We start from the raw sequence: 11,551 nt of genomic DNA, 5'->3' as shown, positions 1-11,551 counted from the left end.
GGGGCTTTCGGGCTCTCATTCACACCCAACTGAACGGAGAAAACCCGATGAACGAACGTATCGGAACTCACCTGACCCCTGAAGAGGCTCAGGAAATCCACAAGGGCTTCATGGGCACCTTCACCATCTATGTGGTGATCGCGCTCGTCGCCCACGCGCTGATCTGGGCCAACAAGCCCTGGCTGCCGCTGAGCTAATCGAAGACATGATCCCAGGCAAACGGCGCGGCTAACCCCGCGGCCGCTGGCTGGAACCTGTGTCATTCAAGCAAACTTTCAAAGGAATTCACCATGTGGAGACTTTGGTTCTACTTTGACATTCGCCGCACCCTCGTGGCGCTGCATGTTGGTCTCGCCGTTCTGGCGTTCACCATCCACTTCATCCTGCTGAGCACCACCAACTATAACTGGTTGGAAGATGGCGCTGCGCCGGCTGCTGCAGCTGTCACTTCGCCGGAAGCTCCGGCGCAGGGATAGAAGCAACGAAATGTGAGGGGGCAGGTTCGCCTGCCTGCCTCCTAACACTCGTCGAACAACTCATAGCACCCGCCCTTGTGGCGGGGAGGATGGACCTATGGCGCTCCTTAGTTTCGAGCGGAAATACCGCGTCCGCGGTGGCACATTAATCGGCGGCGACCTTTTCGACTTCTGGGTCGGGCCGTTTTATGTCGGATTCTTTGGAGTGACGACGGCCATCAGCGCCCTTCTGGGCACCATGCTGATCTTCGCCGCCGCTACACAGGGCCCGACCCTCAACCCGTGGCTGATCTCGATCAACCCACCACCGGTCGAATACGGCCTGTCGCTGGCTCCGCTCGCTGAGGGCGGCTACTGGCAGATCATCACCGGCTGCGCCGTCATCGCCTTCACATCGTGGGTGCTGCGGCAGGCGGAAATCTCCCGCAAGCTCGGCATGAGTTACCACGTGCCGATCGCCTTTGCGGTGGCGGTGTTCGCCTATGTCACGCTCAACGTCATCCGTCCCTTGTGGATGGGCGCGTGGGGCAATGGCTTCCCCTATGGCATCTGGACGCACCTCGAGTGGGTCTCGGGCGTCGGCTACGCCTTCGGCAACTTCCACTACAACCCTGTGCACATGCTCGCGATCACGTTCTTCTTTACGAACTGTCTCGCGCTCGCGCTGCACGGCGGCCTGGTGTTGTCGGCGGTCAATCCGACCGGGGGCACCGACGTCAAGTCGCCCGAATACGAAGACACCTACTTCCGTGACTTCATCGGCTATTCGGTCGGCACGCTCGGCATTCACCGGGTGGGTCTGTTCCTTGCGCTGAACGCAGCGTTCTGGAGCGCCATCTGCATCGTCATCTCCGGCACTCTGTATGTCGGCAGCTGGATCGAATTCTGGGATTTCTGGAAGAAGATCCCGATCTGGTCGTAAGGAGCACCTGAATCATGGCGACTTATCAGAACATCTTTACGCAGGTGCAGGTGCAGGGGCCGCCCGAAATGGGCATCCCCCTCCCGCCAGCGGAAGATATCCGCATCCCGTTCCTGGGCCACACCTACTGGCTCGGCAAGATCGGTCAGGCGCAGTTCGGGCCTGTCTATCTGGGCATACTCGGCACGCTCTCGATCTGCTTCGGCGGGATCGCGATCATGATCATCGGCCTCAACATGGCGGCCGACGTCAACTGGAGCCCGCAGGCTTTCATGCGGGAATTCTTCTGGCTTTCGCTTGCCCCTCCGGGGCCGGAATACGGGTTCAGCCCCTTCGTTCCGCTGAGGGAAGGCGGCTGGTTCATCATGACCGGCGCGTTCCTGACGATCTCGGTGCTGTGCTGGTGGGCGCGCACCTACCGGCGGGCCAAGGCGCTGGGCATGGGGATGCACATTCCCTGGGCCTTCGCCTCGGCGATCTGGCTGTTCCTGGTGCTGGGCTTCATCCGTCCGATGCTGCTGGGCGACTGGTCGCAGGCGGTGCCCTACGGCGTCTTCCCGCACCTTGACTGGACCAACAACTTCTCGCTGGTCTACGGGAACCTGTTCTACAATCCGTTCCACGCGCTCTCGATCGTCTTCCTTTACGGGTCGGCGGTGCTGTTCGCGATGCACGGGGCGACGATCCTGGCACTCGGCCGTTACGGCGGCGAGCGCGAGATCGAACAGATCACCGACCGTGGCACGGCGGCAGAACGCGGCGCGATCTTCTGGCGCTGGGTGATGGGCTTCAATGCCACCTTCGAATCGATCCACCGCTGGGCCTGGTGGTTCGCAGTGCTGACCACCCTCACGGGCGGCATCGGCATCCTGCTGACCGGCACCGTGGTCGACAACTGGTACCTCTGGGCGCAGGAGCACCACTACGCTCCGACGACCGAGAACTACGATCCGAGCGGCGCGATCGGCGCGGCCTCGGGCCAGTAAGAGCGCAGCCGGGCCCGCCACGGCCCGGCTTCCTCTTCGAAGACACAAGAAAACCCGGTCGGGCCACGCAGGCCCGGCCGGGTTTTCTTATGCCCTCAAGGATCAGGGATCGGCGCGGTCGGGGCGTTCGGGGGTGAGGCGGGTGCGCAGGTCCATCAGATGGAGCGGGAAAGACGCGGCCAGTGGCAGCGCGATCCACCACCAGTCCGCCCCCACCATCGCTGCGCGCAGGCCCAGCACGATCAGCGCGGCGGGGCCGAGCAACCCGGCAATCGCCCGCGCGCTCCAGCTCTGCCGCCCGCCCAGCCACAGCGCCTCGGCCGCGAGCACGGCAAGGATGAGGTCAGCGGCATGACCACGCTCGAACAGGAATGCGATGACGCCCTCGATTGCCACTGCCGCCTCCCCGCCCCGGCCTCAGCCGAACGGCGCGTTGAGCTGGACCACCGACCAGTTGAGCGCCGCGGCAAAACCCACCCACACGAGATAGGGCACCAGCAGCGCCGCAGCGCTCTTCGAGAAGCGTCCGCAAAACACGATCATCGCGAGGATCGACAGCCACAGCGCGATCACTTCGTAAAAGGCCCAGTCGGGGCGCTGGAAACGGAAGAACAGGATCGACCAGCTGATGTTGAGAAAGCCGTTGAGCGCGAACAGGGCGATCACCCATTCCGCCTGCGCCGCGGTGCGCGCCGCCCGCCAGGCGGTGATCCCGGCCACGGTGATCAGCGCATAGATCAGCGTCCATCCCATCGGGAAGACGACATCGGGCGGATTCCACGCAGGCTTGGCAAGACCCTGATACCACGGGCCAAGGTCGGTCACCGTCGCGCCCAGCGCTGCCACGCACAGCGCCGCCACGGTCGCGACCGCTACCGGAATGATGATTGTCGGCTTCATGACGGCAAGCTTAGGTGCGCGCCCGCCAACCTGCAATGGCCCTGCATCCCCGCGTCAGGTCGCGGGGCGCAATCCCAGCAGGTGAGCCGTGTCCTTGAGGAAGATCTTGATGTGCGCCAAGGGTTTGGCGCGCACCAGCTTCTTGTGCATATAGGCCTGCCAGGTCAGCTCCTGCACGTCCTTGTCGTCGCACATGGTGACAAAGCGTTCGCGGCGCTTGTCGGACGAATACCAGAAATACTGCATCATCCCGAGCACCCAGAACACCTTGCCGTGCTCCTTCATGAAGCGTTTGCGCGCGGTGCGAAGCTGCTTGGCCTCGCCGGTCTTGAGGAAGGCCGCAGCGGCCTCTCCCACCAGTCGGCCGCCGACCATGGCATAATAGATCCCTTCGCCCGAAGCCGGCGCGACGACGCCCGCGGCATCGCCCGCGACGATCACGTCCGCGCCGTTGTCCCAGCGCTTCAGCGGCTTCAAGGGGATCGGCGCACCTTCGCGCCGCAGCGTCTCGCAACGTTCCAGCCCCAAGTCGTCGCGGATGGTGGCGATCGCGCCCCGCAGGCTGAAGCCCTTGTTGGCGCTGCCGACCCCGATGCTCGCGGTCTCGCCATGCGGAAAGACCCAGGCGTAGAAATCGGGCGACAGGCGGCCCTGATAATAGACGTCGCAGCGCGAGGCATCGAACTGGTCGGAGTTGCGCGGCGGCGACTTGATGATCTCGTGATAGGCGAAGACGCAAGGGATGCGTTCCGCGCCGGGCAGGCACTGCTTGGCAACCGCCGAGCGCGCCCCGTCCGCGCCGATCACCACGCGGGCGCGCACGCTTTCGATCGGCCCCCCGCGTGAGCGGCGGAAGGTAACAATGGGGTGCTGCTTGTCGTCCCGCTCGATCTTCTCGAAGGTCGCGGTGAGGCGTTCGGCACCGGAATGGCGGGCGCGTTCGCGCAGAGCTTCGTCGAAGTCCTCGCGGTCGACCATGCCGACATAGCCGATTTCGCCCACCGGCATGTCGACCGCCCGGCCAGACGGCGCGATCATCCGGGCCGAGCGCGCCTTGGCGACCAGCAAGCTTTGCGGAATGTCGAAATCCGCGAGCAGCCGCGGCGGAATCGCGCCGCCGCAGGGCTTGATCCGCCCGCCGCGCTCGATCAGCAGCACGGAATGGCCGGCCAGCGCAAGGTCAGTCGCGGCCGTCGCGCCCGAAGGTCCGCCCCCGATCACGACCGCGTCGTAGATTGTCTGGTTCATGCGAACACCTCCCTGTCCTGCTGGATCATGCCGGCGCGCATCGCCGCGCCGCCGGTTGCCTTGACCGCCAGAATGGCGGCGATCACGAAGGCGATTGCTTCAATGGCGAAGACCAGCTGGAACGCCGGTCCATCCGCGCCGAGTGCATGGCGCGCAAAATCGACGCCGACTGCGCCGAGCAATCCGCCCAATCCGAAGGCGATCGCCTGCGAGGCGCCCCACACGCCCATGCGCACACCTTCGCGCGTGGTCTTGCCCGCGCCCGCCAGCCCCATCATCGCACCGATCGCGGCGACCGCGAAAATCCCGTTGCCAAAACCGAGCACGAAAACATTGAGCCCCAGCGGCCAAGGCGGTCCAGTGACCGCCGCCAGCCCCAACGCTGCGAGGCCCACCGCCGAGAGCAGGCACCCGCCGATTACCCAGACGCGCAGGCCATCGGGGCGCTTGCCAGTGAAGGCGCTGCCGCCCACCCCGGTCAGGATCATGCCAATCAGAATGCCGCCCTGATGCTGCCCGCCCATCTGAGTCGATTCGCCCGGCGTCAGTCCGAAGATCAGCCCGGCAAAGGGCTCGAGGATCAGGTCCTGCATCGAAAAGGCGATCATCGAAACGAAGATGAATATCGTGAACCGCCGGGCCGCCGTCTCGTGCCAGATCTCGGCCAGCGCGGCGCGCAAATCGGGGGCGGCCTCACCCTCGGCGGCGTGGCCAAAGCGCCCCGCCTGCCGCTCCAGCCGCCAAGTGGCGAGCACGGTCAGCGTCACCGTCACCAGCGCAAGCCCGGATGCGACTGTCATCAGCCGCTCGGGCGAAAAGGGTTTCAGCAGCTGGCCGACCGTGATTGCCGAGACCACGATCCCGGCGACCATCATCGTCCATGTCACCGCCGCGGCGGCCGCACGCCGTTCGGGCGCGACTCCGCTGGCGAGCAGGGCCAGCGCCGAGGTTCCGCCCGCACCCACGCCCGCGCCGATCAGCGCATAGGCGAATATGGCCAGCGCAAGCGCCGGGCCGAGGCTGGCTTCCATCATCAGCGTCGCCTGCGTCGCCAGCAATCCGCCCGCCGCCAGCACCACAAGTCCGCCGACGATCCACATCGTCCGGCTGCGTCCCTTGTCGGAGGCATGGCCCCACAGCGGGCGCGCGAGCTGCACGCCGTAATGCCACGCCACCAGCCCTGCGGGGATCGCCGCCAGCAGCCCCAGCTCCACCACCATCACCCGGTTGAGCACGGTCGAAGCGAGCATCACCAATGCGCCGATCGCCGCCTGCACCAGTCCGATGCGGATGATCGCCAGCCAGCCGAAGCCTTCCGGGCTGACCGTGACCGGCGAGGCGAGCGGCGCGTGCATCAGATATAGCCCCCAAGGCCCAGTGCCGCCGCCAGCATCCCGAGCACATAGAGCGTTACGCCGACGCCATTGTACCATGGCGCATATTTCGCCGGATCGCGCAGCAGCCGCGGCATGGCCGCAATCTGCGCGGCGAGAACGCCGGTGACGACCATGGCGGAAATTGCATAGCCCCAGAACGCCAGCAGGCCGATCACCACCACCTGCGCGGCGGCCATCGTGAGGCAGGCGAGCCGCGCTGCCGCGCTCACCCCGAGCACCACTGGCAGCGAGGTCATCCCGGTCTGCCGGTCGCCCTCCACCGCCTTGAAATCGTTGAGCACCATGATCCCGTGCGCGCCGAGCGAATAGAGCACCAGCACCGCCATCACCTCACCCGAGGGCATCGCGCCCAGCATCACCGCCGCGCCGGTGAACCAGCTCAGCCCTTCATAGGTCAGCCCGCACACCAGCGGGCCAAGCCAACCATGGGCCTTGAACCGCAGCGGCGGGGCCGAATAGGCCCAGGCAAAAGCAAGGCCGACCAGCCCGGCGATGAACACCAGCGGGCCGAGCAGCCAACCGATGCCGGCCGAGATCAGCGTGGCGATAATCGCGATATAGAGCCCCCAGCGTCCCGGAATCCGGCCCGAGGGGATCGGGCGATCCGGCTCGTTGATCGCGTCGACATGGCGGTCGAACCAGTCGTTGACCGCTTGGCTGGTGCCGCACACCAGCGGTCCGGCCAGCAGCACGCCCCCGGCCACAAACCACCAGCGGCCCTCCAGCCCCGCGCCCGAAGACACGGCGCCGCACATGAAGGCCCACATCGGCGGGAACCAGGTGATCGGCTTGAGCAGCTCGAGCACATCGCGAGGAGCCGGTCGGCGATGCGATCCAGTGGGCGGTGCCGGAGGAGGCACGACGCGAGTCGAAGAAACCGAGTGCTCCATATATTGAGGCTATGCCTGACAGGCATAAGCGTCAAATTGTTTTGACACTTTAATTCCGGTAGACCACGATTTTGTCGTTCAGAATCGGCTTTGTGACCAAGCCATGTCCATTTGGGACATATTCGGGGATTGGACAGTTGGGCTTTCGGCGGACTGCGCGCGGCAACAGGTCAGGTCGCTGTCAGGCTGATGTCGGGTCGGGGGCGTGCCCCGGTCATTGTCGATTCATCGGAGGGTCGTTGCGTCACTTGGGACATGAGCGACAGCGCCGCTGTGGCCGGCCTTCGGGCTATCGGCCGCCGATCACTCGTCCCCGCCAGCCAGGTTGCCGAGGCCGTAGCGGTGCAGCTTGGAATAGAGGCTCTGCCGCGACAGGCCAAGGATTTCCGCCGCAGAGGCGCGGTTGTCGGAGGTGTAGCTGAGCGCCGCCTCGATGCACAACCGCTCGATCAGGTCGGTGCTCTCGCGCACGATGTCCTTCAGGCTCATCCGTCCGACCAGTTCGGTGAGCTGCTCGACCGAGCGTGGCAGATCCTGCTGACCCGGCGGCAGATCGCGCAGGCGGCGGCCGATGGGGCGGATCACGAAGGCATAGTAGCCATCCTCGCCCGAGGTACGAACCGCTGATAATTCAACCGGTTCGCCTTCAATGTCATGGCCCACGCGCAGCACTGTCGCAACATTGCGGGCCGCGCCATGCTGGTCGATCTGGCCTTCGATCAAATCGAGATCGATCCCCGGCCGCCCGATCGATTCCGACAGGTGGCGCCCGCGCAACTGATCGACGCTGGCGGCCTGCAACATCTCGACGAAGGCGGCGTTGGCGGTGACGATTTCGAGGTTGCTGTCGGCCACCACGAAGGCATCGGGCATCTGGTCGACCAGCGCGAGAACGGGGGAAAAGTCCGCGCCCGGACGATCGCTCGCCGGCACAAGGCGCGCCAGCAGGAACTGGCCGCGGTCCTGGGTAAAGCCGCTGATCGAGGCCATGACCTCGCGCGAACCGCGGGCGATGCGAATGCGGCCCGGGCTGACGGTGTCGGACACCAGCGCCGCGCCGACCAGCGACTGCACGGCGTCGTGCGAGTTTTTGTCGATGAATGTCAGCAGCTTCTTGCCCGGCAACCCGCCCGGCCTCGCGCCCACCAGCACATGCGCGGCGGGGTTCGCCTCGCGAATGCGCAGCGTCCCGGCCTCGACGATCATGACCGGCTCGGTCGACCGTTCGAACAGCATCCGGTAGCGCGCTTCGAGCTGGCGCATCCTGAGATAATCGCGCTCCAGCGACTGCTGGACTTGCAGCAAACGCTGCTGAAGCTTGCCCGCTTCGCGCAGATCGCGGCCAAAGGCGATGCGGTGCTCACCCCCGTTGACGCTGAGCACGGCATAGCGGATCGGCACGTCGCCATCGCGCGAGGGGTGGTTGACCTGCCGCCAGTGCTGCACCTCGCCCTTGCGGGCGGCGGCGAGCATTTCCATGATCTTGGGGCGGGATTCGTCAGTGACGGTCTCGATCCAGTTGGTGCCCACCAAATTGGAAAAGCTGGGGAAATCGCGCGGATCGAAGGCCGCGTCGAGGATCGTTCCGGTGTCGTCGAGCACCAGCGTGATATCGCCCGCGACCATCGCCAGCTTCATCGCCGCGTCGGCATCGAGCGTGTCGAACAGCTCTGCTGCCCGTCCAAACGGGTGCTTGCCTTCGATGCTGTGCTTTCGGGTGAGCATGAGCTGGCCGAACCTACCCGAGGTTCAGATCGCTGGGTGCGACAGCCTTCACGAGTGAGTTGGCCAGTTCGAGCGCGGCCAGCGCATCAGCGCCCGTTCCATCCGCCCCCACTTCCACCGCAATCCCCGGGTTTTCGTTGATCATTCGTCCGCCGACAAGTACGGTGATATGAGGGTTGGCCGATACGTTGCGCACCGCCTTGATAAGGTTAGCGAGGGCCGAGCTAGGACAATCGCGTGCGAGCGTCAATCCGAGCAGATCGAAGGGCTGGCGCGCCAGCCGATCGAGCAGTTCGCGGCGTTCAGGCTTGACCAGCGCCTCGCTCCGCCAGCCGCCGCGCGCGAACACTTCCTCAATCATCAGCGTGCCGAAATTGTGGTGATCGCCCGGCATGGGTGAGAACAACGCGCTGCGCGGGGTGGCAAGGCCACCATGTTCGACCGGGGAGCGTGCGGCAACTTCGCGCATCACTTCCTGAAGGCGCCACAAACCCATTGTAACATCGAGAAAATCGCACTCGTCGCTTTCCCACATCTCGCCCAGCTTGCGCGCCGCCGGGGCGAGCAGATCGAGGCAGATGGATTCGACCGAGGCGCCCTTGGCGATGAAACCGTCAACCTCTTCGAGCAGATTGGCCGCTTCCAGCTGCAAGGGCAGCATGGCGAAGCGCGAGGCATCTTCGGGGGTGATGGAGCGCAGCAGGCGCGACTTGGTCCGCTGTTCGGTCCCGGAGTGGGCCATAAGCAGGCGCGGGATGATCTCGTTTTCGATGACGCTGTTGACCGAGTCGTTCTGGTCGCAATCGGCAGCGACGTTGAGGCGGCGCACGCGTTCGAGCGGGGCGGTGATTACGCCGCGCAGCACGGCCGAACCTGCACCAAACATCCCGGAAGCCTTGGAATCTGCCATTCGTCGAACCCTCCCAGGTCTTGCGGACGAACCCTCCGCAGGAGGTAGTCACCGTCCTCCAAGAACGGCCCCGACCTCGATCCCGAGAGGTCAGCATCATTTGCATACGCTCTTTTGAGGGCGGGCGCAAATGACCTTACCCGGGAACGAACAATCGTCAAGCAAACTAAACGTCCAATTCAGTTGACACTCATGTTGGAACGGGCGTAATCTCCGAATCTGAGAGAAAAGGCTAACGCAACATATGACACGGACGGATCACGCATCCCCGGTCGAACCTGGAACCACGGTGAAGGGGGCGGGCCATGAGAGAGGCCAGAATCGCGCGCTCTACACCCCCCAGGAGCGGGAGCGGCGTGACCAATCCGTCTGGACGCTGGTTCAGGGTGTGCTCGCACCGCTGCAGTTTTGCGTATTCATTGTCAGCCTTGGACTTGTGATCCGCACCCTCACCACCGGAGAAGGCGCTTTTGCCGCCGATGTCTCGGTCGTGATCAAGACGCTGGTGCTCTACACCATCATGATCACCGGCTCGATCTGGGAGAAGGTGGTGTTCGGCAAATGGTTGTTCGCGCCGGCGTTCTTCTGGGAAGACGTGTTCTCGATGCTCGTGCTGGCGCTGCACACCCTCTATCTGGTGATGCTGCTGGGCGGATACGGCACGCTTGAAGAACGGATGCTGGTCGCTCTGGCGGGTTATGCCGCCTACATCATCAACGCCGGACAGTTCCTGTGGAAGCTGCGCATGGCGCGGCTTCAAGGCGCGGCCACAGGCAAGGCGGTGGCGGCATGAGCCCCCTCGCCACCCTCGATGGCTGCGCTGCCGAGCTCGCCCGCCCCGAGGCCGAAGCGCAGCGCCCGGTCCTACGTGAACGCGGCCAGCGCGAAGTATTCTGCGGGCTCACCGGGATCATCTGGCTGCACCGCAAGATGCAGGACGCCTTCTTCCTCGTGGTCGGCTCGCGCACCTGCGCCCACCTGCTGCAATCGGCAGCGGGCGTGATGATCTTCGCCGAGCCGCGCTTTGCCACGGCGATCATGGAAGAGCGTGACCTTGCCGGCATGGTCGATGCGCAGGACGAGCTTGACCGCGTGGTCACCCGCCTGCTCGAACGCCGCCCGGACATCCGCACGCTGTTCCTTGTCGGGTCATGCCCCTCGGAAGTGATCAAGCTCGATCTCGCCAAGGCCGCACAGCGCCTCGGCGCGGTGCATATGCCGCGGGTGCGCATCCTCAACTATTCGGGCAGCGGGATCGAGACGACCTTTACGCAGGGCGAAGACGCCTGTCTCGCCGCGCTGGTGCCGGTGATGCCCGCCCTTCCCGCCGATAGCGCGCAGGAGCTGCTGATCGTCGGCAGCCTGCCCGACATCGTCGAAGACCAGTTCCTGCGGCTGTTCGCCGACATGGGCATCGCCAAGGTCGGCTGCCTGCCGGCCCGCAACGCCCGCGATCTGCCGAGCGTCGGCCCGAACACGCGTTACCTGCTGGCCCAGCCCTTCCTCGGCGAGACTGCGATGGCGCTGGAAGGCCGCGGGGCGAAGCGGATCGAAGCGCTGTTCCCCTTCGGGGTCGAGGGCACCTCGGACTGGCTGCGCGCCGCTGCCAATGCCTTTGGGGTCGACAAGGCCCTGACCGAACAGGTCATCGCCCCGGGCCGCGAGCGTGCTCGCATCGCGCTCTCCAAGCTGCGACCGCAGCTGAAAGGCAAGCGCATCACCTTCCTGCCGGATTCGCAGCTGGAAGTGCCGCTCGCCCGCTATCTGCAGGACGAGCTGGGCATGGAGCTGGTCGAAGTCGGCACGCCCTATCTCCACCGCGCGCATCTGGCGCGCGAGCTGGAAAGCTTCGGCCCCAACGTGCGCCTGTCCGAGGGCCAGCATGTTGAGCGCCAGCTTGACCGCGTGCGCGCTGACAGGCCCGACATCACCGTTTGCGGGCTTGGCCTTGCCAATCCGCTCGAAGGCGAGGGGCTCACCACCAAGTGGGCGATCGAGCTCGTCTTCTCGCCGATCCACGGCTTCGACCAGGCCGCCGATCTCGCTGAACTCTTTGCCCGGCCGCTGCGGCGCCGCGACATGCTGGAGATCTAGGCG

Annotated in this window: 13 protein-coding genes; 6 read left to right on the top strand and 7 right to left on the bottom strand. The window is 65.2% G+C overall.

Annotated elements, in window-relative coordinates:
- The first annotated feature begins 47 nt into the window (after positions 1-47).
- The 4 genes from pufB to pufM all read left to right on the top strand — a co-directional run bounded on the left by pufB (position 48) and on the right by pufM (position 2,384).
- Positions 48-197: a light-harvesting antenna LH1, beta subunit gene (gene pufB / locus BZF59_RS13535; RefSeq protein WP_086608773.1), complete on the top strand. Its 150-nt coding sequence runs from the start codon at positions 48-50 to the stop codon at positions 195-197.
- A 93-nt stretch (positions 198-290) separates the two neighbouring features.
- Positions 291-476, top strand: a complete 186-nt coding sequence (gene pufA / locus BZF59_RS13530; protein WP_086608772.1) for a light-harvesting antenna LH1, alpha subunit — start codon at positions 291-293, stop codon at positions 474-476.
- 97 nt (positions 477-573) lie between these two features.
- Complete coding sequence (gene pufL, locus BZF59_RS13525; protein ID WP_086608771.1) at positions 574-1,398, top strand: photosynthetic reaction center subunit L; 825 nt, start codon at positions 574-576, stop codon at positions 1,396-1,398.
- Positions 1,399-1,412: 14 nt separating this feature from the next.
- Entirely contained in the window at positions 1,413-2,384 is a 972-nt protein-coding gene (gene pufM / locus BZF59_RS13520) for a photosynthetic reaction center subunit M (protein WP_086608770.1), read from the top strand.
- Between the two features lie 102 nt (positions 2,385-2,486).
- Here pufM and BZF59_RS13515 read toward each other — a convergent pair whose 3' ends face one another.
- The 7 genes from BZF59_RS13515 to BZF59_RS13485 form a co-directional block, all read right to left on the bottom strand.
- On the bottom strand, positions 2,487-2,780 hold the full coding sequence (locus BZF59_RS13515) for a hypothetical protein (protein WP_245806159.1): 294 nt from the start codon (positions 2,778-2,780) through the stop codon (positions 2,487-2,489).
- A 21-nt stretch (positions 2,781-2,801) separates the two neighbouring features.
- Entirely contained in the window at positions 2,802-3,284 is a 483-nt protein-coding gene (locus BZF59_RS13510; protein WP_211277401.1) for a TspO/MBR family protein, read from the bottom strand.
- A gap of 54 nt (positions 3,285-3,338) precedes the next feature.
- A complete protein-coding gene (locus BZF59_RS13505; RefSeq protein ID WP_086608769.1) occupies positions 3,339-4,532 on the bottom strand; it encodes a geranylgeranyl diphosphate reductase in 1,194 nt (397 codons plus the stop codon).
- Positions 4,529-5,887: a BCD family MFS transporter gene (locus BZF59_RS13500; RefSeq protein WP_086608768.1), complete on the bottom strand. Its 1,359-nt coding sequence runs from the start codon at positions 5,885-5,887 to the stop codon at positions 4,529-4,531. The genes BZF59_RS13505 and BZF59_RS13500 overlap by 4 nt, the downstream gene beginning before the upstream one ends.
- A complete protein-coding gene (gene chlG, locus BZF59_RS13495; RefSeq protein WP_425429580.1) occupies positions 5,887-6,819 on the bottom strand; it encodes a chlorophyll synthase ChlG in 933 nt (310 codons plus the stop codon). Before chlG ends, BZF59_RS13500 begins: the two co-directional genes overlap by 1 nt.
- A 303-nt stretch (positions 6,820-7,122) precedes the next feature.
- Entirely contained in the window at positions 7,123-8,544 is a 1,422-nt protein-coding gene (ppsR, locus tag BZF59_RS13490) for a transcriptional regulator PpsR (protein ID WP_086608767.1), read from the bottom strand.
- Between the two features lie 13 nt (positions 8,545-8,557).
- Positions 8,558-9,430, bottom strand: coding sequence for a cobalamin B12-binding domain-containing protein (locus BZF59_RS13485; RefSeq protein WP_086608766.1), 873 nt, complete (start codon positions 9,428-9,430; stop codon positions 8,558-8,560).
- Between the two features lie 268 nt (positions 9,431-9,698).
- Here BZF59_RS13485 and bchF point away from each other — a divergent pair, with 268 nt between their 5' ends.
- Both bchF and BZF59_RS13475 read left to right on the top strand, forming a co-directional pair.
- A complete protein-coding gene (bchF, locus tag BZF59_RS13480) occupies positions 9,699-10,247 on the top strand; it encodes a 2-vinyl bacteriochlorophyllide hydratase (protein ID WP_086608765.1) in 549 nt (182 codons plus the stop codon).
- Positions 10,244-11,548, top strand: coding sequence for a ferredoxin:protochlorophyllide reductase (ATP-dependent) subunit N (locus BZF59_RS13475; RefSeq protein ID WP_086608764.1), 1,305 nt, complete (start codon positions 10,244-10,246; stop codon positions 11,546-11,548). Before bchF ends, BZF59_RS13475 begins: the two co-directional genes overlap by 4 nt.
- Positions 11,549-11,551: the final 3 nt, after the last annotated feature.

This window comes from Erythrobacter donghaensis (genome assembly GCF_002155425.1).
GTDB lineage: Bacteria > Pseudomonadota > Alphaproteobacteria > Sphingomonadales > Sphingomonadaceae > Erythrobacter > Erythrobacter donghaensis.
This window is presented reverse-complemented; position numbering and strand designations above follow the sequence as displayed.